Genomic DNA, 23,782 nt, shown 5'->3' with positions numbered 1-23,782 from the left:
CTAATAATTGTGAGAGGTAAAAGAAGTGAGGCCTAAAAAGGCGCTCACGGAGATGTGAAAGAGAAATTAAACGCCATAAATTGGTAGCTCAGTAGTGTACTTTATCGGTTCCATAGCAAAGGTTGATGTTACGTTGGATAAACCTTTTACACTGTTCACCAATCGTTTATAGAACTCATCAAAACACTTCATGTCTTTGACGACCACTTTCATCATATAGTCGTATTCTCCTGCCATGCGATAGAACTCCATCACTTCAGGGAAATCACTTACGGTTGTCACAAAATGGTTATACCACCCTTCTGAGTGATCACTGGTTTTGAGCTGCACAAACGCAATGAAGGATAAGTCTAACTTCTCCGCACTCAGTAGCGCGACACGCTTTTCAATATAGCCTTCATCTTCTAGCTTTTTTAAACGCTTCCAGCAAGGCGTGGTCGTCAGATTAACTCGCTCAGCTAAGTCATTTAATGACAAGGTTCCATCATTTTGGAGGAAAGAAAGCAACTGCCTATCGATTTTATCTAAGCCCATTACTATAAAAACCCTTTAATGTAGAAAATTTTTCTACTTTTGATAAATAACAGAACAATAATAGCAAAGTTTTTCTCTGCAGTTATAGGTAGATTATCCCTATAGACAAAAACAACTACCCTACAGAATTTCGAGGAGTCATGTTATGTGTACTGACCACAACTGGATCAACAATGCTGTACGCAAAATCGAAGCAGACTTTCAACGCTCAGCAGATACCCACTTATTCAAGTTAGATCTACCTTCTTTGGAAGGCATCGATATCTACTTAAAAGATGAAAGCACCCACCCGACAGGCTCACTAAAGCACCGCTTGGCACGCTCGCTGTTCCTTTACGCGATTTGTAATGGTTGGGTTGGTCCAGAAACCACGGTGATCGAAGCATCATCAGGCAGTACAGCGGTTTCTGAAGCGTACTTCGCTCGTCTTCTTGGCTTACCATTTATTGCGGTGATGCCAAAAACGACGGCACGCAAGAAAATTGAACAAATCGAATTCTACGGCGGCAAAGCGCACCTTGTTGACCGTTCAGACCAAATTTACGATGAGTCTCGTCGACTAGCGAAAGAGCTAAACGGTCACTACATGGACCAATTTACTTACGCTGAGCGCGCAACTGACTGGCGTGGTAATAACAATATTGCGAACTCTATTTTTAGCCAAATGGAGTTGGAAGATCATCCAATCCCAAGTTGGGTTGTAATGAGCCCAGGTACAGGTGGTACGTCGGCAACCATTGGTCGATTTATTCGTTACCAAAAATACGACACAAAACTGTGTGTGGTTGATCCAGATAACTCGGTATTCTATGACTACTTCCAGTCTGGCAACGCAGAGATTAAAGGCGAAAACGGCAGCAAGATTGAAGGTATCGGTCGTCCACGAGTAGAGCCTAGCTTTATCGCAGGTGTGGTAGACGAAATGCGCAAAATTCCTGATGCAGCAAGCGTAGCAACAGCACATTGGCTGTCTGGCTTAATTGGTCGTAAAGTTGGCGCGTCGACAGGCACCAACCTATATGGTGTTCTTCAGCTTGCATGTGAGATGAAACAACGGGGTGAGACTGGCTCTATCGTAACGCTTCTGTGTGACTCTGGTGAACGTTACCTAGACACTTACTACAACACGGATTGGGTAAAAGAAAACATCGGTGACATTCAATCTTACCTAGCACAGCTTGAAATTATTCAGTCAAAAGGTTGCGTTGAACCAGCATGTTGCGGTCCAATCACTGAGTAAAACTCAGACGCCAAATAAAGAAACAGCCCGCTCAATCAGCGGGCTATTTTTTTATCTGCTTAATACAGAAAAATCACTTCTTCTGGCGTGCTTCAAATGCAGCCAATTGCTCTGGCGTTGCTTTAGGTTGGTGGTTCTGTTTCCATTCATCGTAAGTCATGCCATAGACACGCTCACGAGCATCATCGATATCGATATCCGCACCTAGTTCTTCAGCTTCTGCTTTATACCATTTGCTAAAGCAATTGCGGCAGAAACCAGCAAGGATCATGAGATCAATATTTTGCACGTCTTTATTTTCATCCAAGTGAGCCAACAGGCGACGAAATGTCGCTGCATCAAGCTTGTCTTGCTCTTCTTGGGTTAGATTTTTGTACTTGAATTCAGCCACTTTACTTTCCTTTTATTTATCTCGCAGTTCATAGCATAGAAATGAGTGAGCGTGATGAGTCTAAAATTTGCGTCATTACAACAAATTTCCTTGTAAAATCACGCACTCACCCAAAAGACTGATATGATAACCGCCAGTTATCTTATTGATTAAATTAATACTAATTCTAAAAACGGTCTTTCACAAAGGTTATCGCCAAGTTATGAAAAACGCCATCCTATTATTATCTGCATTGACCATGAGTCTGCCAACTTTCGCTACTCAAGAACAAACTCACCAATCTTATTTGTACCTTGGAACTGGTAATGTGGGCTTCGACACGCCGGAGTTTGGTTCTGATCGAGACAGTGGTTGGTCAACACCTCATATTACAATTGGCTGGGGCTACAACGTAAACCAATACCTTGCGTTTGAGGGTGTGTTGCGTTATTCACAAAATGAACTTAAGAATGATTCTCTTAAGACAGATTTAGACCTTCATTACTACCAAGCAGGTATGTCAGCCGTACTAACAAGCGATAACTTGGGTGATACACCATTGTCACTATTTGGTCGCGTGACCGCATTGGGTACTCAAGCAGAAATGTACATTCCTGATGTTCAAAAAGTCACCGATGACTCTGGCGCGCTATTCAACGTTGGTGCAGGTATTCACTGGGACATGAGTAAAGATATTTGGCTTCGTGCTGAGTACATCTACAATGTGGCAGATATGGGCTTTGATAACTTTTATGACAGCTATGAAGGTGTCCAAGTAAGCTTAGGTAAACGCTTTTAATCAGATTTTCTCAAGCTTATATAACGTTCAGAATTGAAGACAAAAAAACCGAGGTCATTACCTCGGCTTTTTTGAATTTATTGCACGGAGTCACTAAGCAACTTATTGTTCAGAAAACTGACCAGCGGTGTCTTGCTTCACATGACTACTGCCTTGACCCGCATCCAATGAGGTCAAAATGTTTTCTTGGCGATCTTGAATCGCGCCTGTTAACTGCGGTAACGCAGTTGTCGCTAATAGCGCCATTGCACCAGCAACTAAAACCATCTCAACCATGTAACTGCCACGGAATTTTTTCAAGGGAACACCTCAATAGTAACGCCAGCCAAAGTATTAATCCTCAGATACATTGCCTGCCAAGACCCATCATTCGGTCAAACACGATGAGCGAGTCCTGTGCCCCTCGAAGAAGTGGCGAAATAATAACCAATAATTATCATTAGATCTATAAATAGCCAAGCGGAAAATATAAAAAAACCGAACAAAAATTGTTCGGCTTTTATATTCAACGTCTTAGCGGTAACACCTTATGGATGAGCAATACGTCCTTTTGTGTCGTGGCTTAGCGCTTTGTTCAACTCAGCCTCTACATGACCAGGTGAACGTGTCTTCGCAGAGATCAATCGGTACATCGCAGGGATAACAAACAGTGTCACTAATGTCGCAAAGCCCATACCGAAGAAGATAACCGTACCGACAGCCACACGGCTTTCATAACCCGCGCCTGTCGACATGATCAAAGGAATCGCACCGGCAAGTGTTGTGAATGCAGTCATCATGATCGGACGTAGACGACGAGCTGCCGCATCAGTAATCGCTTTTTCAAATTCAATGCCACGGTCACGTAACTGATTAGCAAACTCAACGATCAAGATACCGTTCTTAGTTACCATACCGATCAACATGATCATGCCGATCTGACTGTAGATGTTCATCCCTTGGCTCATCACTACCAAACCAAGGAAGCCACCAAAGACCCCCATCGGCACAGTGAACATTACCACTAGAGGGTTGACGAAGCTTTCGAACTGCGCCGCCAATACGAGATATGCAACTAACAATGCCAAGGCAAATACAACTGCAACACTGGCTTGGTTCTCTTTGAAGTCCTTTGACTCACCAGAATAGCTCACTGAAATATCACCCGGCAGGTTATCAATCGCTTCTTGGTCTAAGAAGTCAAGCGCCTCACCTAAAGTGTAGCCTTCTGATAAATTGGCAGTAATGGTGATGGATTTCTGTTTGTTATAGTGGGACAAACGAATCGATGCAGCCACTTCTTCTACCTTAGTCACCGTATCTAAAGTCACTAGCTCACCGCTGGTAGTGCGCAAGTAAATCTGGCTTAAGTCAGCCGCGTTATTGAAGCTATTTTCATCACCTCGAAGGTAAACATCATATTCTTCACCACGGTCAACATAAGTCGTTTCACTTTTACCACCAAGCATGATTTCCAGAGTTTCAGAAATGTCTTGAACACTCACGCCAAGTTCAGCCGCGCGGCGTTTGTCGACAGACACCAATAGCTCTGGCGTTTTCTCTGAATAATCGATTTCAGCGCCTTCCATCATTGGTGATTCTTCAGCTTTGTTCTTAAGCATTTCTGCCCAGACTAATAGCTCATCGTAGTCCGATCCGCCCAAGACAAACTGCACTGGTTCGCTCGATCCACCACGGAAACCCGGCATGAATGGGAAGACACGAACGTCAGGAATACCTGCCAGTGATTTGCGAACTTGATTCAACGCATCTTGAGCAGTGACATCACGTTCGTTCCAGTCTTCCAGAATCATGATAACGAAACCCGTTTGGTCACCCGCTTGACCACCGAATGCTGGAGTTTGGATACTGAACGATTTCAAGAATCCTTGCCCTAGTAACGGCATTAAGCGATCTTCTACAATGTCCATGTTCGCTGACATACGGTTATAGGAAGTTGCATCTGCACCACGAACAAAGGCAAAGATCACGCCTCGGTCCTCTTGCGGAGTTAACTGTGCAGGCACTTGATTCATCAAGAAGTAACTGCCACCCATACACGCGATAATAACCAAAGGTGCAGCCCAACGAACTTTCAACGCACCGCGCAGCGCTTTACGATAACCTGCTTCCAATTTCGCAAACAGCTTATCAACGGCTTGATTAAATCGGTTTGGTTTCACGTTCGCTTTTAGAATTTGACTGCCTAAAACAGGAGTAAGCGTCAAAGCAATTAAGGACGAGAAGATCACCGACATGGCCAACAAAACTGAGAATTCAGTAAACAGCAAACCGACCATGCCATCCATAAAGGAGATCGGCAGGAATACCATCACAAGAACTAACGTTGTGGCGATAACAGCAAAACCTACTTCACGCGTACCTTTGTAAGCCGCCAATAATGGTGATTCACCACGTTCAATATGGTGGAAGATGTTCTCTACTACTACGATTGCATCGTCCACAACCAGACCAATAGACAGGATCAACGCCATCAAAGTAATGAGGTTAATAGAGAAACCAAAATAGTAGGCAGCGATGAATGATGAAATCAGTGACACTGGTACCGTCACCGCAGGAATCAACGTTGCTCGTGCTTGACCGATAAAGATGTACAAAACCAGAATTACCAGACCACCCGTAATAAAGAGTGTACTGTAGACCTCATCGATCGAACGTTCGATAAAGACAGTGGCATCATAATCAATAGCTAGACGAGTCCCATCTGGCAAAAACTTCTGGATTTTATCCACTTCAGAACGCACAGCCTGCGCAACTTCTAAAGGGTTCGCATCTGATTGAGGCACCACCCCCAAACTGATGTTCACGACACCATCACTCTTAAAGGTCGAGTTTTCGTTTTCTGCACCGATGAACACATCAGCCACGTCTTTTAGGTAAATAGGCGTGTTGTCACTTGCACGTTTCACCACAAGGTATTGGAAATCTTCTGGCGTGTTGTATGTACGGGCAGTTCGCACTGACATCACTGTCGAATCGTTTCGAACTTCACCACCCGGACTTTCTAAGTTTTCACTACGAAGCGCTGCTGTAATATCAGAGGCAGTAACCGAACGTCCTGCCATCAGATCTGGTTTGAGTTTCACGTACATCACTTTGTACAAACCACCAGACAGATCGATAGAACTAACACCCGAGATCAAACTGAAACGGTCCATAAGCACACGTTCGGCATAATCCGTCAATTGTGTGCGGTCCATCTCTGATGAGCTGAGGTTAATATAGAGAGAAGCTTCACCAGAACCATTGTTTTTGTAAACAACAGGATCATCAGCTTCATCTGGCAACGAACGCTGTGCTCTAGCTACCGCATCACGAACATCACTTACGCCGGTATTAAGGTCATAACCCAATTCAAAAGTGATGGTGATACGCGACATGCTGTTGCGCGTAGTGGAGCTAATTTCATCAATTCCACTGATGCCCGAAAGTTGATCTTCCAGTACCGAAGTAATTTGGCTTTCAATGATGGTTGCAGAAGCGCCTTCATAACGAGTGCTGATCGATACAACTGGACTTTCGATATCTGGCATTTCACGCACTGCAAGTTTGGTAAACGACACAAAGCCGAATACACATAGCAGCATGCTTAATACCAGCGCCGCAACAGGGCGTTTTACGGAAACGTCAGAAAGTAACATTAATTTGCTTCCTTAGCCGCTTCGTCTTGCGCGCCCTGCTCACTGGTTGCATTCGCAGTTTTCGCTTTTCCTGGTGCGACGATTTCTTTCACTTCGACGCCATCGCGCATGTTCACAATACCTTGCACGACGATCTTGTCGCCAATCTCTACACCAGATTCAATCACCACTTCATTATCGACACGTGCTCCCAAGAACACTTCTTGACGCTTCGCTTTGTTGTCTTCATCAATAACGTACACAAAACGCTTCGTTCCGGAATATTCCAGCGCTTGAACTGGGATAATTGGTGCTTCAATCGCAGGGAATGCCAAAGACGCATTCATAAGCATGCCTGGCTTCAGATGGTTTTCTGGGTTGTCGAATTCGATACGAATACGTAAGTTCAACGTTTCTGCACTGATACGAGTATCGATGCCTGTAACTTTACCGACAAAATCAACACCGCTCCAAGCGCTGGTCGTCGCGTGAACCTCCATACCAACAGATAACATGGATAGGTAACGCTCAGGTACTTGCAGATCCAGTTCCATTACGGACAAGTCATCTAACGTCAGCAACTCAGAGCCTGCACTGACCATTTTTCCTCGACTAAAATCGATAAAACCAACCGTACCGGCAAAAGGTGCACTGATATTTAGATCCGCTAGGTTAGCTTTTGCTGCATCTAGACGCGCTTCCGCAATCTCTACGCTTGCTTTTTGCGCATCAATTTCCGTTTGAGTAATGGCATTACGTTTCACCAAACGCTGAAACTCTTTTAACTTACGCTGTTCATCTTTTAGGTAAGCTTTTGCTTCTACTAATGCTGCTTGCGCTTTGTCATCATTTAGTAGAATGAGCAGCTGATCTTGTTGAACGTTTTGATTGGCTTTTACGGGGATATCTTTTACCTTGCCAGCAACTTCAGAAGCAACAATCACTGATTGGGCAGCTTCTAGCTTACCAATCAATGATAGAGATTGGTTGATTTGATGCGTCTCTACTTGTTCAGTTACGACCGTAACCGTCGATGGACCACGTTTTGCAGCAAAAGCCGCAGGTGATGCCATTAAAATAGAAAGCGTTAGAACGGATAAAGTGGCTCTCATACTCATAATTTTGACTACTAAACAGATAAACTTATGTCATTAAACTGATTACAGTTTATCAGTTGATACGACGCCTAACGTCAAGTAGTGTAAATTCAAGTAAAAAGTCAGATTCTCTTTTGTATAAACGACATACAAAACGCTGACTTTCTACCATCTTTGCCCAAAAAGGCAGCATTCAACTTAAAAACGTAAGAAAAACGCTTTACAGCTTGAGCGAGTTTGCTATGATGCGCTCCGCACTTGAGAGATGTGTTGGGAAAACATTCTTAAGTATAAAAATACCCTGGAGGGGTTCCCGAGTGGCCAAAGGGAGCAGACTGTAAATCTGCCGGCACTGCCTTCGATGGTTCGAATCCGTCCCCCTCCACCATATTCTTTCTTATGTTTTTCCTTTGAACATGAGAACAACTTGGAAGCTAGGTTGGGAAACTAATTTTCAAGCATGCTCTTTGTAGTATGAAAACACCCTGGAGGGGTTCCCGAGTGGCCAAAGGGAGCAGACTGTAAATCTGCCGGCACTGCCTTCGATGGTTCGAATCCGTCCCCCTCCACCATATTGAAGAAGCCAGCTCATTGAGCTGGCTTTTTTCGTTCTATACCTATCAATTTTCAATGACTACCCCACTATCTGGCCAAATCTAGTCTCACTCATAGCGCGATTTTTAGTGATCTTTCGTTAAGTAGTACGACACCTAGATACTTTTAACTAGCTCTGCTTGAGAGGGAATCAAAGTGTCAGTTGGTTTATTTTAGGTCAATGGAATCAAGCCATAGATCATCTTATTAGCTCTATCTTCACCATTCCCTATGTGTGACTCATCGTTTCCCTTGTAAGGATCCTATTTGCTCGACTTTAACCACTCGAAATTATATCGATAGGTTTCGATTCTCTGATTTCCAGACATAAAAAATCCCGCTCGAAAGCGGGATTTTACTAAGACTAAATTGAACGCTGTTGGTGATTAACCTTGAATACCGACAATCAACCAAGGTGCGTTTGGTACCGTTAGGTCACGCTCTAGGTGCCAGATATCTTCGATATCTTCTTCAATGCCTTCTGCTGCATCACGGTAGCGACCACTGAACTGCAGACTAAGCTGTGCTTTACTTGCATCGTAGTCAGCGCGAACGATTTCAGCATCTACATACATCACATCGGTGTGTTGCTCGCCATCTAGCTTCGCACGTTCTGCTTTCAAATCTTCAAATAGGCTTGGTGAAACATACTCTTCAATCGTGTGAAGTTGGTTATGGTTCCATGCGCCTTGCAAGATACGGTAGTGCTCACGAGAGCCATTGATGAATGCAGCTTGGTCAAAACCCGGTGGGTAGTTATGTGGGATGTCAGTTTGAGCACCGAAACCGCCAAAACCACCAGCGTTTGTATTTGGCTGTTGCTCAAAATTCTGCATGTTTGGTTGCTCGAACTTAGAAGCATTACCGCCAAATGCTGGCTGTTGACGATGCTGATTCATACTGCCCTGTTTAGCGCCAAGCATGCCACGCATCAATTTGAAGATAACAAATGCAATCAAACCGATGATTAGGATATCCATAAATTGGATACCTTCGAATGCACCACCAAAGAATGCTGCTAACAAACCACCAGCAAGAAGACCACCAAGTAAGCCGCCCATCAAACCTTTTTTGCTTGATGATTTAGCACCTTGTTCTTTACCAATGGTGTTTGTGTTTTGTTGCTGCTGTTTAGGAGCAGGGGCTGTTTTATAACTCTTACCGAAAGACTTACCACCACCGAACTTTTTCGCTTCCGCGATAGGCGTTACAGCAACCGTAAACATCAGTAGGGCGACAATCGAAAATAAACGTTTCATCGTTATCCTTAAAATTGACGATATGTACTTAATCGCGCTGCATGATAGTGAAATGAACGAGCATCTAATATCAGTAGCACGCTAAATATGAGATGTGTCCATCATACTCCGTCGGATTCAACAATGAAACAATCCGTAATAGAAGACATGTATCAGAATATTGCCAACCCACAGGTTTCTGACTTGTTTGCGTTATTGACGGTCAATCAGTAGCTGACTATCATATTGAACGTTGTTCAATAAGTAGTTTTAAATTATGGCGCGCAGAAACGATCACACTAGAGAAGAGTTAGTCAATTTGACTCTTACCACAGTCAAAGACTTTTTAGACGAAAACTCTTACCACGACCTGAGCCTTCGCAAGATCGCTAATATGATAGGTTACGTGCCAAGTACTCTCGTTAATATCTTTGGCAACTATAACCTACTGCTTTTACATGCCGTTGCACAGACATTGGATGAGTTGCAACAAGAAGCAGTAACCGCGACCAAAAACAGTAAGGATGCTCATCAAGCACTTTTTGAACTGGCATACTGCTACCATGACTTTGCGCAAAAACACCCTTACCGCTGGCAACTGGTATTTGAGCACAACATGAATGGTGCTGAGCTTCCAGAGTGGCACGCGAAGCGCATCGATGGTATGACAGGAATGTTGGAATCCTTATTGGCACAAATCGCTCCCCATCGTACTGAATCTGAAGTATTACAAGCGAGTCGAGTATTATGGTCAGGTGTTCACGGCATTACACTTCTGAGTGTCGATGACAAATTTTTCTCAAGCGAACCTATTGATGGTAAAGAGCTTATCGATAACCTGATTTCAAACTACCTGATCAGCTGGTAATAAAGGATTGTTCATGTCATCAGACAGCCAGTCGTCTTTGCTTAGGCAGCGAAAGTTCCTCCCCTACTTTATTACCCAGTTTTTTGGTGCTTTCAACGACAACATATTTAAGAACGTACTGCTGCTGTTTGTGGCTTTTGCTGGGTCAAGCGCGTTACCAATTTCTAGCAACCTTTTCATTAACTTAGCGGCAGGCTTGTTTATTCTTCCATTCTTCTTATTCTCTGCATCAGCTGGGGTGCTCGCGGATAAGTACGAGAAGTCATGGTTTATTCGAAAGGTAAAGTTGTTCGAGATCGGCATCATGCTATTAGGCGCAATTGGTTTTATCACCGAAAGCTATGGCGTCCTGCTCTTATTGCTGTTTTTGATGGGTACCCAATCGGCGTTCTTTGGACCAGTCAAATATGCCCTACTTCCTCAACAACTTAATGAAAGAGAACTCGTCCCTGGCAACGCATTAGTCGAAGCTGGTACGTTTATCGCAATTCTGGTCGGTACTCTCGGTGCCGGTATTATTGCCTCAGCAGAGAGTGCCAAATATCTTGCTGCTTTCTGCGTTGTCATCTTTGCTGTTTTGGGCTACCTATCTAGTCGCTTTATTCCGTTTGCATCAGCCAGCGCACCGGACATTCAATTCAAATGGCAACCATATAAACAGACCAAGCACACACTCGCGATTGCTAAGTCTGATCGTATTGTCTTCCAATGCATCATGGCAATCAGCTGGTTTTGGTTCCTAGGTGCGGCTTATCTGACTCAATTTCCAAACTTCACCAAGGTGTATTTGAACGGTACCGAAAGCGCGGTTTCTTTCCTTCTAGCGCTATTCTCTGTGGGCATTGCGGTTGGCTCCATGGCGTGTAATTGGCTCTCAAATCATCGTATTGAAGTCGGCATCGTGCCGATTGGTGCTCTGGGTATCACAATCTTCGGTTTCTTGATGGCAACATCGATTCCGACCGATCTGCCTCGCTTCCATACTTTCGCTGAGTTTGTTAGCTACGATGCATTCTGGCCCTTGTTCTTCTACTTATTAATGATAGGTGTATCCGGCGGTCTCTTTATCGTCCCCCTTTATGCCTTGATGCAACACCGAGCTAAAGAAACGGAACGAGCGCAGGTCATTGCAGGCTTAAACATCTTTAACTCTCTATTCATGGTAGGCAGCGCTGTATTAGGCATTGTTTGTCTAAGCGTACTTGAAATGAGCATTCCTCAATTGTTTGCTCTTCTGGCGGTGCTTAACTTCCTCGTTGCAACGTACATTTTTTTGCAGATTCCTATCTTTGTGGTGCGCTTTGCAATGTGGGTGGTCACTCATACCATTTACCGAGTGAAGCACAAGAACTTACACCACCTACCAGAACACGGCGGGGCATTGATCGTCTGCAATCATGTCAGCTATATGGACTCACTGCTATTAAGTGCCGTTTGTCCTCGTCTCATTCGATTTGTGATGGAAGAAGACTATGCGAACCTTCCTCCTTTGCGACGATTTCTTCGCCGAGCAGGCGTGATCCCCATCTCGGCTAGCAATCGAACATCGATTCGCCGCGCATTTAATGATGTTGAGAAAGCACTGAGTGAGGGTCATATTGTGTGTATTTTCCCAGAGGGACGTTTAACGTCAGATGGTGAGATGAACGAGTTTATGCGTGGTATCGATATCATCCTTCGCCGCAGCCCTGTCCCTGTTATACCAATGGCACTGAAAGGTTTGTGGGGCAGCTATTTCAGCCGTGCAAAAGGTCGCGCATGTAAGGGGTTACCAACCCGTTTCTGGTCTAAATTAGAAATCGAAGCAGGAACACCCGTCGATCCAAAACAAGCCAGCGCGCAAGTTATGTTTGAAAAAGTAAGAGCACTTCGAGGCGACTGGCGTTAAACTCAGAGCAGCACTTTCATATTCTTGAACATGCGTTTAGTTTAACTGAACGCATGTTCAATTCATTAAGACTTTCTGACCAAAAGCGTTACTGTATACTCCACGCTTTAACTCATAACAACGAACGACACCCTTGAATACAAAGAATATCCCCTTTGGATTGGCACTGCTGTTTTGTTTAACCCCTTTCGTGTCCTCTCCTATTGCGCTTGTGGTCGGTTTTCTATTGGCGAGTTTTAGCCTAGTACCGACAGAACTTCCTATTGCCTCTTTTACCAAGAAGTTGCTTTCCTATTCAATCATTGGCTTAGGCTTCGGTATTCACTTTGAGCAGGCTCTAGCAGTCACTTCTGACGGCATTGGTCTTATCATCGCCACCATTCTTGGTACGCTTGTGATCGGTATGACGATCGCGAAGATGATTAAGTTAGAACGAACGACCGCTTACTTAATCGCTTCTGGCACTGCAATTTGCGGTGGCAGTGCAATTGCCGCTGTCGCTCCAGCGATTAAAGCGAAGGATGAACAAATCGGTCTTGCACTTGCAACGGTTTTCGTTCTGAACTCATTAGCGCTATTTATCTTCCCAGTGATTGGTCACGCAATAGGCTTGGATCAGCATACGTTCGGAACATGGGCGGCGATTGCGATTCACGACACCTCTTCAGTTGTGGGTGCCGCGTCTGCTTACGGCGAAGAAGCACTTACGACAGCAACAACATTGAAACTCGCCCGAGCATTGTGGATTATCCCTGTCGCACTGATCAGTGCTGTGATCTTTTCTCGAGGTAATGGAGAGGAAGGCAAAAGTAAGTTAGTGATTCCTTACTTCATTTTCTGGTACTGTGCTGCAATTGCATTCAGCGATTTTTTCCCACAATTTGAAGTGGTATATCAAGGCATCTTTGCCATTGCTAAGCAGGCTCTTGTGGTTTGTTTGTTCTTGATTGGTTGCAGTATTTCAGTCTCAAAACTCAAATCAGCAGGCGCAAAGCCATTACTGTTTGGCGTCACATTGTGGGTACTGATTTCTACTACGTCTCTAGGCTGGTTACTTCTCAGCTAAACCTTGTTCGATTTTCTGAGGCTGGGTTAGCTCGACTTTTCGCGTGCTTTGACTTTTGTGTACCAACACTAAAGCTATCGCAACCAGAAAGGCTGTTAACTCAGCCAATGAACGCATTAACCCCTCACTGCTGACAGCTACACCGATTTGCAATAATACCGCCGCTGCTAACGCTAATTTGATCATCCTGAACCTTATGCCTTATTCCTTTATCTTTGAGCATGATTATGATTCAGAGTTATAAGGATACGAAATTACCTTTTCGACTAATTCATTGCGAAATCAACTATACCCAAGTGACTTCAAGGTGCTGGATTCAGAGCTCTGTCACTGATTCAAGTTCAAGGAAAACAACGAAGCGTAATAGCAAGCTCTTTCCAAGTTGTTTGACGATGAAATTGTTTCAGTGACACGCTCCCAAAGGGCGAGTTGCCTTGGTTCGTATGCTCCGTTAACAACTTTTGATTTAGAACCACTAGATCTTCAAATTGTTGCCTCGCCTTCAAACCAAGTCATTCTCGCTGAACCAAGCATTTTGAGGTTACTTGGGTATATGACTTTCTATCCATGAAATAAAGGTTTTCACTTTAGGTCGATGTTCATAGCCAGATGGACAAATTAAATCGTACCCCAAGTTCGTATCCATTGTCGGATAAGGGCTAACCAATTCTCCTTTATCCAGTAGATCTTTGACGAATCGATACCGCCCCATCGCCACACCAACACTATTTCTCGCCGCGAGCACCGCCATATCTCGATGGCTAACACAATAAAAATGCTCAAAGATATCAACATCAAGTCCCACATGGGCAATCCATCGTTGCCATACATCCGAACCCAATGCATGGATAAAGTTGATACGATGAAGTGATGCCATCCCATCCTCTAAAATATTCTGTTCTTTCATGTACTCAGGTGTACAGACCGGGATGTACTTTTCACCAAACAGTCTTTGGCGATACACATCAACCAAATGCTCCGTATCATAAAAAATCGCAGCATCAATGTGATTAGTCACTAAATCTAATTGGTTTTCCTGTGCAAACAGGTTGAGGTTAAATCCCGGATAAAGACGTTTAAAATCCGCAATACGTGGCATCAACCATCCATTTAAGAATCCCGGAGATGCAGCGATATTCAGTTCACCAACTAAATCCGTTGATTTTATTTCTTCAATTTCATTAAAGATGGTGCTCAGTGACGATGATAATGTCTTTTGGAATCGGTACCCTTCTGCGGTCAAATCTAACTTCCGCGTACCTCGCACAAACAGAGAAAAACCAAGCTCCTGCTCTAGCACTTTGATGCGATGACTCACAGCGCCTTGAGTGAGGTGCAACTCTTTCGCTGCCTGCGTAAAGCTGAGGTGCTTCGCTGCGATACTGAAGGTATGAAGGTTTCTAAGCAGTAACTGTTGGTTAGCCATAACGCACCATGCATTAAAAATATTAATTCATGATAGTAGTGATTTCGTTTGTTTGCGTCGATAATTAAGTTTCAAATAGTCTCTAGAAACTAAATAAAAACGCCACTTTCAAACATAGATCATGTTTTAGGTGGCATTAAAATTATAGGGGCAAATATGAATATACTCGGCTATATGCAAAAAGTCGGTAAGGCATTAATGGTACCCGTGGCGACCCTACCTGCTGCGGCAATATTAATGGGGATTGGCTACTGGATTGATCCGGTCGGTTGGGGCTCTGAAAGTGTTTTAGCGGCATTCCTAATTAAATCCGGTGGAGCCATCATTGATAACATGGCGGTACTGTTCGCCGTTGGTGTCGCTTTCGGATTAAGTAAGGATAAGAATGGCTCTGCCGCTTTATCTGGTTTTATCTGTTTTATGGTGCTAACCACATTACTAGCACCGGGTGCCGTTACTCAATTGATGGATATTAGTGCTGACGAAGTGCCTGATGCGTTCAACAAAATCAACAACCAGTTTATCGGTATTCTAGTTGGCGTGATCTCAGCAGAAATCTATAACCGTTACTCTGGTGTTGAGCTACCAAAGGCGTTGGCATTCTTCAGTGGCAAGCGTCTGGTTCCAATCTTAACCTCTATCGCTGGCATGGCTTTGGCTTTTGTCCTGCTTTACGTATGGCCTGTGATTTACGATGCATTAATTATTTTCGGGACTAAGCTCGAATCCATGGGGGCGTTAGGCGCAGGTCTCTTTGGCTTCTTTAACCGTTTGATGCTGACAATCGGCATGCACCACGCGCTCTACCCAGTCTTCTGGTTTGATGTGGTTGGCATCAACGACATTCCAAACTTCTTAGGCGGCGCACAGTCTATTGCCAATGGTACGGCTGTGATCGGCAAAACTGGTATGTACCAAGCTGGCTTCTTCCCAATTATGATGTTTGGTCTACCAGGTGCCGCTCTTGCGATTTATCACTGCGCTGATAAGCAAAACAAAACCAAAGTGTTTTCTATCATGCTGGCTGCTGCGATGGCGTCTTTCTTCACTGGTATCACAGAACCTCTAGAGTTCAGCTTCATGTTCTTAGCGCCAGTGTTGTACCTGATTCACGCAGTATTAACGGGGATCTCAATGTACATTGCGGCAAGCATGCAATGGATGGCAGGTTTTGGCTTCTCTGCAGGCTTCGTTGACTTCGTACTATCAAGCCAAAACCCGCTGGCGACCAAATGGTACATGCTGATCCCACAAGGTTTAGTTTTCTTCGCGATTTACTACAGCGTATTCCGCTTTGCGATTATTAAGTTCAACTTACGTACACCCGGTCGCGGCGAGGATATGGAAAAAGAAGTCACTGAGAACATAGGTGAATTGGCGAAAGACTACATCGCAGCGATCGGTGGTGCAGATAACATTCTCGAGGTGGACAACTGTATTACTCGCCTTCGCTTGACCGTAAAAGACTCTTCTCTAGCCGATGAAGCTAAGCTAAAACAACTAGGTGCTGCTGGCGTAGTTATGATTGGTAAAGGCGGCTTACAAGTGATTATCGGATTGGGCAAAGTAGATAAAGTGGCTGAGCAGATGAAAGTCGCGCTCGCTAACTAAAGAATTGTGGTGACTCACCATCACCACATCCCCCTGAAGTGCAATAACGCTTAGTCACCGTTTTGCACTTCATTTTTTAACCAGTCTTTCACTGCTTTGCGCGACATTTTAATACCACCACCCAACAGAGTTTGAGGCATTGCGTAATACGCTACTGGCCATTTGAATTTCTCTAGCTTAGTTTTTAGGTATTGCTCGTACTGTACTTTGCTCAATAACGATTCAGTTTGAATCACAGCCACTGGTCGGTGTCCAAATTCCGCATCTTCTACTGGCACAACAATGCTTTGCGAAATACCCTCGATTTGGTTCAGTACTGCTTCAATTTCTTCGCAGTGAACATTCTCACCGCCAGAGATGAATTGGTTGTCTGCTCGTCCAATGATCTTAAGTTCATCGCCTTGCCACTCACCTAAGTCTTTACTGTCGAACCAACCATCATCATTAAGCAGAGAAGTAATACTTCCTTGATTGAAGTAGCCAGTTGCGAGAGTGAGCCCGCCAATATAAATGCGTTGCTCCTCCAGCTTAATATCTCGATTTTGCAATAGGTGACCTGCATTGCTGATGCTGTCAATTTGCTTTGCTGTCACCGTTGAAGCGGCTTCCGTCATGCCGTAGCCTAGCCAAGTCTCAATGCCTTGTTGTGTCGCTCGTAGTGCGAGCTCATGTGCGACGTGGCTACCACCCAGTAATACATGCGTGAGAGACAATTCAACTTGTTCGTCCAGCAAACGCTTAAGCTGGGTCGAGACTAAAGAAGCATGAGAGACACCAACAATATCGTCTGCAAGGCTTCCACTTCCGACCTTAATGGTTGCACCAGCGAACAGCCAGCGATACACAATGGCAAGACCAGAAACATGATAAAGCGGCAAAGAGAGTAACCACGTATCTTGTTGGTCGAACCGAAACTCAGCCAACAGACCTTGAGCTGAAGAAAGATGCTGTCTATGCGTATGAACAACCGCTTTGGGCGTACCGGTTGAACCAGAGGTAAATACGATAGATGCGAATCCATCATGCGAGTATCCGTCAGTAGAGAGCACTGATACATCATCGGTGTCAGTGTCTGGAATCGACAACAAGGTAGCACTAAGTTGTGATAACTGATTTTCAGAGTACAAACCAACGGCACCATCAGCAAACCAAACAAAGCGTTGCTGGTTCGGTTTGTATAATGTCGTTAGTTTGCCAGACAGAGCCTCAAAAGGCTGCGGCATGGTTAAAGCAACAGTCGCTCCTAACTGCTGAGCGGCAAGATAAAACCACAGGGTTTCAACTTGATTCTTACCGACTAACGTCACCACATCTCCATTCATCACACCTTGCTGTTGCAGGGAATGAACATAATGGCTAATCCGTGCCGCTAATTGCTGCCAATTGAGCGACGCTTTGTTTGTTTCAAGCGCAATAGAAAAAGGGCTCACTTGAGCCCAGTATTTCCAAGGTGCAATCGCAATATCATCTACGCTGAATGCCACACTAACTCCTGCTCTGACAGCGGAATCACTGGAAGATCGCACTTCGGCCAGCCCTGCTCTAATTGCGCTTTAAACAAACCAATGGTATCCAAACCTGGGATCTCATTTGGTAGTTGCCATTGTGCTAAGCGCGCAAGTTGGTTGAGACCTAAGCTCGATTCAATGCTTGAGCTGATCACGGCTTTAATGCCCAGCGTCTTCGCCTTTTCAATCAGCTTAATACAGAAATCAACCGAGCCGATTAACGTTGGCTTGATGATGATGGTTTTCACACCAGTAAGATCTTCCAAGCTGAAATCTTCACGACGAACCGCATCTTGCAACGTCTCATCCCACGCGATAGCGATCCCCGTATTGATTGCAAAAGACAGGCTGTCGCCAGGAGAGCGACATGGCTCCTCCAAGAAGGTGATGCGCTGGCGTAGTGATGGTGCAATGTATTTTGCAAACTGCTGCGCTTTTTCTGGCGTCCAAGCACGGTTTGCATCAAGACGAAGCGTTAGCTGTGGAATCGACTCAAGAAACAAGTTCACCAGCATACCGTCACGAATCGGTTCATACAGACCGACTTTTACTTTCGCGACTTTTTCGCCTTCCATTTCGTTCAGTTTTGGGATCAGATCGTCTGGGTCACCGTTACACAAAGGCGCGACTTGGTGCTTACCTTGCGTAGGTAAACCACCTTCAAGCTCCAGTTGAGCCATCGACAAACCAAACGCAACCGATGGAAACATATGGTTGTAATCCAAAGGTAAGTTCGCAACCCAGCGTTCAACCTGAGCTTGCAATTGAATACCGGCTTCTTCCACACCTTCCAAGCTAAAACCAACCAGTGGAGCGACTTCACCACGACCGATTTTATCGCCTTCGGACAGTTCAACGATGTAACCTGTACGTTCCGTCAACTTGTTATCACGCAGTATCACGCCACTGTCCATTGGCAAGCAGTAACGATAAATCTTCGCTTTACGCATAATTCGAATCCTATGTAATGCCGTATATTCTGAGCTCTTTAGCGAGAAAACCCGCTAGCCTCCCAGAGGGCGAGGCGCTCAGGACGAAAACGAAATAGAGGAGCGCATGGCTCCTCTTCTTATACGGATTATGGGTTACGAGGGAATTTGTCGAAGTCTGGGCGACGTTTCTCGTTGAATGCGTTACGACCTTCTTGGCCTTCATCCGTCATGTAGAACATCATTGTCGCGTTACCAGCAAGCTCTTGCAGACCCGCTTGACCATCACAGTCTGCATTGAGTGCCGCTTTCAAACAACGTAGCGCCATAGGGCTATGTTGTAGAACTTCACGACACCAGCGAACGGTTTCTTTTTCTAGGTCTTCTAGTGGCACAACTGTGTTCACTAGTCCCATATCTACTGCTTCTTGTGCATTGTAGAAGCGACATAGGAACCAGATTTCGCGAGCTTTCTTCTGACCAACAATGCGAGCCATGTAAGATGCACCCCAGCCACCATCGAATGAACCGACTTTAGGACCCGTTTGACCAAATTGTGCATTGTCAGCAGCAATCGTTAAATCACACATCATATGAAGAACATGACCACCACCGACTGCCCAACCTGCAACCGATGCGATCACTGGTTTTGGACAAGTACGGATGTCGCGTTGGAAATCCAATACGTTTAGATGGTGAGTGCCTTGGTCGTCTTTATAGCCGCCGTAATCGCCGCGGATCTTCTGGTCACCGCCAGAACAGAAAGCGTCTTCGCCTAGACCCGTTAGAATGATCACGCCAACACCAGAGTCGTAGCGTGCATCTGCCAACGCATCAATCATCTCTTTCACCGTTTGAGGGCGGAACGCATTACGCACTTGTGGACGTGCAATAGTAATTTTCGCGATACCGTCTTCAGACTTGTGGTAATGAATGTCCTCGTATTTCTCGCCGCAATCTTTCCATTGAACCGGAGCGTAAAGTTCTTCTTCAGAAATGCCTACTGTTTTAGCCATGGTGATTCCCATTGTTCTCGTTGCTCTCACCCAAAGTGAGAATGAAATATTTGATTAATGTGCATCGCAAATTGTTGTGGTTGCTCTTGATGGACATTGTGTCCAGCGCCCTCAACTTGTCGATACGCCAACCCGCTACTCTCAGCCAGTTGACTAAATTTCTTGTCTTTTGAACCGCAAATGTAATACAGCGGAATGGTTTGTTGTTGCAGCGCAGGCAGCAAGTAAGATTGCTTTGCTAAAGACGTCGCAAGCAACATGTCCGCAACTGCTGAACCAAGATTAGCACTTCGTTTCTCAATCAATGTTTGTCTTTGCTCATGGTTTAGTGAAGAAAAGACCAACTGTTGGTACCAATCGTTCAAAACACAGGCAAGAGGCTCTGTTTTGAAGCGTCTCGCCCAATGCGCATCGTTGCTAAACCGTGCTTGTTTTTCTGACTCGCTTTGCAGCCCGAAGTTTCCCCCTTCGATAATCGCACCGCAAATATTGAGATCCAGAAAACACTGGTGCGCAAGACCATGCATAGCAATGCGCCCACCCATTGAATAACCAATCAGAATAAACGGTTGTTGTGAGGGAAATAGTAAAGATAGTGTGGAATGGAGCAGTTTGCAGCAATCATTCAGGTCACGGCAAAAAATAGATTGGCTATGCCCATGCCCAGGTAAGTCAATCGTTACTCGGTCATACTGTGGCAAAGCCGCCATACACGTTTGCCAATCCTCACCACTGCCAAGCAAACCATGCAAAAACACCAACGTAGGTAATGCGCTACCTTGGTGTTTTTCCGTTGCAGGGAAGTGTTCAGAATAGAGCATGTAGATTCTTATTGAAGGATTTAAGATGCTCTACCGCTTGATTTGACGGCGTTTGCACTTCGACCACTAATGCTCCACGACCTGTCGCCAAATGTTGTGTTACTAACGTTTGGTACTCTGCCAGCGTGCTTGGTTTACTGTATTCTAATCCAAACTGCTTAGCGGCATGCTCAAACTCATAGCCATGGGGCATTTGGTAGAAAGACTCCCTATGCTCTTGTGGCACTGGCAGTAAATCAAAAATCGCACCACCATCGTTATTCGTGATCACTAAAACCGAAGGTAATTCACTGTGTGTAAACAGTGCTAATGAGTTCAATCCATATAGAGCAGAAGTATCGCCAAGGAACATCAACATTGGATTTTGACGAGCTCGTTGCACACCACTTGCCGTAGCAAACAATCCATCAATACCCGAAGCGCCACGGTTAGTGAAGACTTCGGTATTGTCCAGTTTGCCAAACATATCGATTAGGCGAACAAACAAGCTATTACCAACAAACAAGTCCACCCCTTGAGACCGCTCCGCAACATCTATTGCCAAAGCAATTTCACTCAATTCACTCTTAGGATCGGAGACAAACAAACCTTTCGCATGCTGAGTCACCTGTTTGATGTCAGCAGCAAGGTCATCTGCCCAGCCGGAATACTCCGATTCAAACTCTGTAGTACGCTCTACCCACGCGCTTGGCTGCTCTGCCCAATGCCATTGAGGCAAGTGGCTTTGATTGTCACGATCCAATCGTGGAGAGACATACCAATATTGAATATCCCCACCATGCTGATTGCGAGAAACATGTCTCTCTAACCAATGATTAAAACGCTTAGAAATGATTCGACTACCGAACTGAACAATCAAATCGCAGTCATCAAGCTGGCTTGCCAACCTTGGGTTTTGTAGCCATAAATCAAAGTGCGCCCAATCAGAACTCACTCCACTTTGTGGGTCGGCAAGTATCGGCCACCCCATCTGTTCCGCAAATACACGAGCCGCTTGCGCTTGAACTAATGGCAAGCTTCCGATGACTACCACACCTTTGTTATCGCCGCAACTTGGGATCGCACTGCTGGTTTTAGGGTTAAATCGCTGACAATACGTGACTTTGCTGTCTCTCCAACCTGCAACCGTGTCCAAGTAGCTTTGGTACGTACTCTTTTCAGTGTTCGAGTACAAAGGCTCGGGAAAGGCACAGTTAATGTGTACCGCACTGCCTCTTAGGCGTTGCGTAAACATCACTTCATCAACAGAAGTCAGCAACCAATTAAGAGGCGTTGATAATGTCGGACTCGGAAGGTTTAAACTGTCCGATACATGCTCAGCGAAAATACCCAATTGGTTGATGGCTTGGTTTGCACCGCAACCTACTAATTCAACAGGGCGGTCAGCGGTCAGTACCACCAGCTTTTCACCAGTCAACTTTGCTTCAGCAATCGCAGGCAATAAGTTCGCTACGGCAGTGCCAGAAGTCACAATCAATGCGACCGGCTCTTTGCTTGCTTTAGCAAGTCCGAGCGCCATGAAGCCTAATCCACGCTCATCAAAATGAGTATGAATAGTAAAATTGGGGTTATCTGCCGCTTCTACTGTTAAAGGTGTAGAGCGAGAACCAGGCGCAATACAAACGTGATTCACACCGAAGCGGTTCAATTCTGTCAGGATGGTTTCAGACCAGATGCGATTCAAAACAGCTTGATCGGCACTCATGATGCAACCCCAAGCGGTGGGTGATCTGAAATAAGAGAAAGTAACGTCGACATTTTTTTATCTAACTCGGCCCATTCATGTTCTGCAATGGAGCCTGGAACAATACCCGCGCCAGCAAACAGTTGAACTTGATCCCCTAAGATCAAAGCACTTCTGATCGCAACGCAAAATTCTGCACGTTCATGGCTAATATAACCCATCGAACCTGCATACCAACCACGAGCAAACGGTTCGTTATCCAGAATAAACTGCATCGATTCCTTGCGTGGTAAACCCGCTACTGCAGCGGTTGGTTGTAAAGCGGAAAGAAGCTGAACCCCATTGATTCCAGCTTTCAGTTCAGCGTGAATATTACGCTTCAAGTGCTGAACTTTTCTTAAACGTACTAAGCGAGGCTCTTTTTCGACCTCAACGCTTTCTGAATGCGGCGACAAACGATCGATAATGTCATCCACTACATATTGGTTTTCATTCAGATTTTTAGAATCTTGAGATAGCCAGTTTGCTAGCTCCATATCTTGCTTTGCATTATCGCCACGACCAATAGTGCCGGCTAAAGCTTCAGTATGAAGCTCATGACCAACGCGTGAATAAAGACGCTCAGGCGTTGACCCCATAAAACTGTGTTTACTGTCTAGACTCAATAGAAAATGAAAGCTGTGGTGATTATTTAAGTAGCTTGCTTTAAGTAACTGCGCAGCAGAAAGTGTCGAATCTAGTTGAACCACTGTTTTGCGAGCCAAAACCACTTTCTTGAAATCATCGTTTTCAATACCTGTCAGCACTTTTTCTACTAGCGTGTTCCACTCAGGCTCAGTTGGCGCGTGGTCAATAGATCGAATATGAGAAGAAATAGGCGCAAGGCTAGGCACATCACAAACCAGCTTTTTTAAGCCTGCTAATGTACGGGTTTTATCTTCTGAGATATTGACCGCGAGCGACCATTGTTGATCGAAGCGAATCAACTCGATTTGAGGAAGAAAAAAGAAAGATGGCATGCAGCGACGATTTTTCTCGTGCTGACCATCGAATGAACGGCCACCCCATACACGTTGACCTTCTCCAAGGATCGTATATGCAGGTCCCGGCTCAACAAAAGAATGGAGCTGACCTAGGGCAACAACCTCTTCACGAGTATCACGGGACTGCCAGTAAAACTTGGGAAAAAGTGGTTGTGCTTCAAGCCAGTCAATAAACGCGAAATTTGGTTTCTCGTTGAGTGGCTCGACTAAACGTGTTTGATTGCCTTCCGTTTGCTGAACTCGCTCGATAATTCTATTTACGGCTTGATGGAACTGTGACAAATCAACCTCGAAATATGTGAGGATTAGTGGTAACTGACGGCTACTCTAAGTTTAGACCCAAAGCAAATCAAGGTCGTATGCGATCTTTTGCAAAATCCTGTGATGGCGACAGGACAAAACTTAGCCACTAAACGGATAATTTACAGAT

At 44.9% G+C, this 23,782-nt stretch carries 20 protein-coding genes and 2 tRNA genes; 8 read left to right on the top strand and 14 right to left on the bottom strand.

Features of this window, described 5'->3' with window-relative positions:
• Nucleotides 1–66: 66 nt before the first annotated feature.
• Nucleotides 67–534 carry an Lrp/AsnC family transcriptional regulator gene (locus tag OH459_RS11495; RefSeq protein WP_269986816.1) on the bottom strand — a complete coding sequence of 156 codons (468 nt, stop codon included), beginning with the start codon at nucleotides 532–534 and terminating at the stop codon, nucleotides 67–69.
• Between the two features lie 145 nt (nucleotides 535–679).
• Between OH459_RS11495 and OH459_RS11490 the strand changes: the two genes are divergently transcribed.
• Entirely contained in the window at nucleotides 680–1,774 is a 1,095-nt protein-coding gene (locus OH459_RS11490; RefSeq protein WP_269986815.1) for a PLP-dependent cysteine synthase family protein, read from the top strand.
• A gap of 73 nt (nucleotides 1,775–1,847) precedes the next feature.
• On the opposite strand, the gene OH459_RS11485 is transcribed toward OH459_RS11490, so the two are convergent.
• Nucleotides 1,848–2,165 (bottom strand): DUF1244 domain-containing protein, encoded by a 318-nt coding sequence (locus tag OH459_RS11485; RefSeq protein WP_005446621.1) that lies wholly within the window; start codon nucleotides 2,163–2,165, stop codon nucleotides 1,848–1,850.
• Nucleotides 2,166–2,367: 202 nt separating this feature from the next.
• Between OH459_RS11485 and OH459_RS11480 the strand changes: the two genes are divergently transcribed.
• Nucleotides 2,368–2,943, top strand: a complete 576-nt coding sequence (locus tag OH459_RS11480) for a porin family protein (protein WP_005446619.1) — start codon at nucleotides 2,368–2,370, stop codon at nucleotides 2,941–2,943.
• Between the two features lie 102 nt (nucleotides 2,944–3,045).
• Here OH459_RS11480 and OH459_RS11475 read toward each other — a convergent pair whose 3' ends face one another.
• The 3 genes from OH459_RS11475 to OH459_RS11465 all read right to left on the bottom strand — a co-directional run bounded on the left by OH459_RS11475 (nucleotide 3,046) and on the right by OH459_RS11465 (nucleotide 7,681).
• The gene (locus OH459_RS11475) at nucleotides 3,046–3,243 is read right to left on the bottom strand and encodes a type II secretion system protein (RefSeq protein WP_009698330.1); all 198 of its coding nucleotides are present in this window, start codon (nucleotides 3,241–3,243) and stop codon (nucleotides 3,046–3,048) included.
• A gap of 227 nt (nucleotides 3,244–3,470) precedes the next feature.
• Nucleotides 3,471–6,584 (bottom strand): multidrug efflux RND transporter permease subunit VmeF, encoded by a 3,114-nt coding sequence (gene vmeF / locus OH459_RS11470; protein WP_005446615.1) that lies wholly within the window; start codon nucleotides 6,582–6,584, stop codon nucleotides 3,471–3,473.
• Nucleotides 6,584–7,681 carry an efflux RND transporter periplasmic adaptor subunit gene (locus OH459_RS11465; protein ID WP_114321998.1) on the bottom strand — a complete coding sequence of 366 codons (1,098 nt, stop codon included), beginning with the start codon at nucleotides 7,679–7,681 and terminating at the stop codon, nucleotides 6,584–6,586. The genes vmeF and OH459_RS11465 overlap by 1 nt, the downstream gene beginning before the upstream one ends.
• 282 nt (nucleotides 7,682–7,963) lie before the next feature.
• Here OH459_RS11465 and OH459_RS11460 point away from each other — a divergent pair.
• Nucleotides 7,964–8,048 (top strand) — tRNA-Tyr (locus tag OH459_RS11460).
• A 99-nt stretch (nucleotides 8,049–8,147) separates the two neighbouring features.
• Nucleotides 8,148–8,232 (top strand) — tRNA-Tyr (locus tag OH459_RS11455).
• Between the two features lie 408 nt (nucleotides 8,233–8,640).
• On the opposite strand, the gene OH459_RS11450 is transcribed toward OH459_RS11455, so the two are convergent.
• Nucleotides 8,641–9,513 (bottom strand): Tim44 domain-containing protein, encoded by an 873-nt coding sequence (locus tag OH459_RS11450; RefSeq protein ID WP_005446611.1) that lies wholly within the window; start codon nucleotides 9,511–9,513, stop codon nucleotides 8,641–8,643.
• A gap of 256 nt (nucleotides 9,514–9,769) precedes the next feature.
• Here OH459_RS11450 and OH459_RS11445 point away from each other — a divergent pair, with 256 nt between their 5' ends.
• The 3 genes from OH459_RS11445 to OH459_RS11435 all read left to right on the top strand — a co-directional run bounded on the left by OH459_RS11445 (nucleotide 9,770) and on the right by OH459_RS11435 (nucleotide 13,314).
• Nucleotides 9,770–10,360 (top strand): TetR/AcrR family transcriptional regulator, encoded by a 591-nt coding sequence (locus OH459_RS11445; RefSeq protein WP_005446609.1) that lies wholly within the window; start codon nucleotides 9,770–9,772, stop codon nucleotides 10,358–10,360.
• A gap of 13 nt (nucleotides 10,361–10,373) precedes the next feature.
• Nucleotides 10,374–12,248, top strand: a complete 1,875-nt coding sequence (locus OH459_RS11440) for an MFS transporter (protein WP_017819006.1) — start codon at nucleotides 10,374–10,376, stop codon at nucleotides 12,246–12,248.
• A 160-nt stretch (nucleotides 12,249–12,408) separates the two neighbouring features.
• Nucleotides 12,409–13,314: a YeiH family protein gene (locus OH459_RS11435; RefSeq protein WP_009698334.1), complete on the top strand. Its 906-nt coding sequence runs from the start codon at nucleotides 12,409–12,411 to the stop codon at nucleotides 13,312–13,314.
• Here the strand turns inward: OH459_RS11435 and OH459_RS11430 are convergent.
• Nucleotides 13,300–13,500 carry a hypothetical protein gene (locus OH459_RS11430; protein ID WP_045490397.1) on the bottom strand — a complete coding sequence of 67 codons (201 nt, stop codon included), beginning with the start codon at nucleotides 13,498–13,500 and terminating at the stop codon, nucleotides 13,300–13,302. The two genes, OH459_RS11435 and OH459_RS11430, sit on opposite strands and share 15 nt — an antisense overlap.
• 355 nt (nucleotides 13,501–13,855) lie before the next feature.
• Complete coding sequence (locus tag OH459_RS11425; RefSeq protein WP_005446602.1) at nucleotides 13,856–14,740, bottom strand: LysR substrate-binding domain-containing protein; 885 nt, start codon at nucleotides 14,738–14,740, stop codon at nucleotides 13,856–13,858.
• 156 nt (nucleotides 14,741–14,896) lie between these two features.
• On the opposite strand from OH459_RS11425, the gene nagE reads away from it, so the two are divergent.
• Entirely contained in the window at nucleotides 14,897–16,351 is a 1,455-nt protein-coding gene (gene nagE / locus OH459_RS11420) for an N-acetylglucosamine-specific PTS transporter subunit IIBC (RefSeq protein WP_009700394.1), read from the top strand.
• Between the two features lie 50 nt (nucleotides 16,352–16,401).
• Here nagE and menE read toward each other — a convergent pair whose 3' ends face one another.
• The 6 genes from menE to OH459_RS11390 all read right to left on the bottom strand — a co-directional run bounded on the left by menE (nucleotide 16,402) and on the right by OH459_RS11390 (nucleotide 23,634).
• Nucleotides 16,402–17,835 carry an o-succinylbenzoate--CoA ligase gene (gene menE / locus OH459_RS11415; protein ID WP_269986814.1) on the bottom strand — a complete coding sequence of 478 codons (1,434 nt, stop codon included), beginning with the start codon at nucleotides 17,833–17,835 and terminating at the stop codon, nucleotides 16,402–16,404.
• Entirely contained in the window at nucleotides 17,820–18,809 is a 990-nt protein-coding gene (menC, locus tag OH459_RS11410; protein ID WP_269986813.1) for an o-succinylbenzoate synthase, read from the bottom strand. The genes menE and menC overlap by 16 nt, the downstream gene beginning before the upstream one ends.
• Before the next feature lie 128 nt (nucleotides 18,810–18,937).
• A complete protein-coding gene (gene menB / locus OH459_RS11405; protein WP_005446595.1) occupies nucleotides 18,938–19,804 on the bottom strand; it encodes a 1,4-dihydroxy-2-naphthoyl-CoA synthase in 867 nt (288 codons plus the stop codon).
• A 26-nt stretch (nucleotides 19,805–19,830) separates the two neighbouring features.
• Nucleotides 19,831–20,625 (bottom strand): 2-succinyl-6-hydroxy-2,4-cyclohexadiene-1-carboxylate synthase, encoded by a 795-nt coding sequence (gene menH / locus OH459_RS11400; protein ID WP_256893364.1) that lies wholly within the window; start codon nucleotides 20,623–20,625, stop codon nucleotides 19,831–19,833.
• Nucleotides 20,612–22,330, bottom strand: coding sequence for a 2-succinyl-5-enolpyruvyl-6-hydroxy-3-cyclohexene-1-carboxylic-acid synthase (gene menD, locus OH459_RS11395; RefSeq protein WP_005446592.1), 1,719 nt, complete (start codon nucleotides 22,328–22,330; stop codon nucleotides 20,612–20,614). Before menD ends, menH begins: the two co-directional genes overlap by 14 nt.
• Complete coding sequence (locus OH459_RS11390) at nucleotides 22,327–23,634, bottom strand: isochorismate synthase (protein WP_005446590.1); 1,308 nt, start codon at nucleotides 23,632–23,634, stop codon at nucleotides 22,327–22,329. Before OH459_RS11390 ends, menD begins: the two co-directional genes overlap by 4 nt.
• Nucleotides 23,635–23,782: the final 148 nt, after the last annotated feature.

Source organism: Vibrio sp. MM46, assembly GCF_027587135.1.
GTDB classification, from domain to species: domain Bacteria; phylum Pseudomonadota; class Gammaproteobacteria; order Enterobacterales; family Vibrionaceae; genus Vibrio; species Vibrio harveyi.
This window is presented reverse-complemented; position numbering and strand designations above follow the sequence as displayed.

What these genes read in the sequence shown, in the direction of transcription:
- OH459_RS11425 (WP_005446602.1), bottom strand. Translation starts at nt 14,740, where the DNA reads ATGGCTAACCAACAGTTACTGCTTAGAAACCTTCATACCTTCAGTATC.
- vmeF (WP_005446615.1), bottom strand. Translation starts at nt 6,584, where the DNA reads ATGTTACTTTCTGACGTTTCCGTAAAACGCCCTGTTGCGGCGCTGGTA.
- OH459_RS11450 (WP_005446611.1), bottom strand. Translation starts at nt 9,513, where the DNA reads ATGAAACGTTTATTTTCGATTGTCGCCCTACTGATGTTTACGGTTGCT.
- OH459_RS11430 (WP_045490397.1), bottom strand. Translation starts at nt 13,500, where the DNA reads ATGATCAAATTAGCGTTAGCAGCGGCGGTATTATTGCAAATCGGTGTA.
- OH459_RS11440 (WP_017819006.1), top strand. Translation starts at nt 10,374, where the DNA reads ATGTCATCAGACAGCCAGTCGTCTTTGCTTAGGCAGCGAAAGTTCCTC.
- nagE (WP_009700394.1), top strand. Translation starts at nt 14,897, where the DNA reads ATGAATATACTCGGCTATATGCAAAAAGTCGGTAAGGCATTAATGGTA.
- OH459_RS11480 (WP_005446619.1), top strand. Translation starts at nt 2,368, where the DNA reads ATGAAAAACGCCATCCTATTATTATCTGCATTGACCATGAGTCTGCCA.
- menC (WP_269986813.1), bottom strand. Translation starts at nt 18,809, where the DNA reads ATGCGTAAAGCGAAGATTTATCGTTACTGCTTGCCAATGGACAGTGGC.
- menH (WP_256893364.1), bottom strand. Translation starts at nt 20,625, where the DNA reads ATGCTCTATTCTGAACACTTCCCTGCAACGGAAAAACACCAAGGTAGC.
- OH459_RS11495 (WP_269986816.1), bottom strand. Translation starts at nt 534, where the DNA reads ATGGGCTTAGATAAAATCGATAGGCAGTTGCTTTCTTTCCTCCAAAAT.
- OH459_RS11445 (WP_005446609.1), top strand. Translation starts at nt 9,770, where the DNA reads ATGGCGCGCAGAAACGATCACACTAGAGAAGAGTTAGTCAATTTGACT.
- menD (WP_005446592.1), bottom strand. Translation starts at nt 22,330, where the DNA reads ATGAGTGCCGATCAAGCTGTTTTGAATCGCATCTGGTCTGAAACCATC.
- menB (WP_005446595.1), bottom strand. Translation starts at nt 19,804, where the DNA reads ATGGCTAAAACAGTAGGCATTTCTGAAGAAGAACTTTACGCTCCGGTT.
- OH459_RS11490 (WP_269986815.1), top strand. Translation starts at nt 680, where the DNA reads ATGTGTACTGACCACAACTGGATCAACAATGCTGTACGCAAAATCGAA.
- OH459_RS11465 (WP_114321998.1), bottom strand. Translation starts at nt 7,681, where the DNA reads ATGAGTATGAGAGCCACTTTATCCGTTCTAACGCTTTCTATTTTAATG.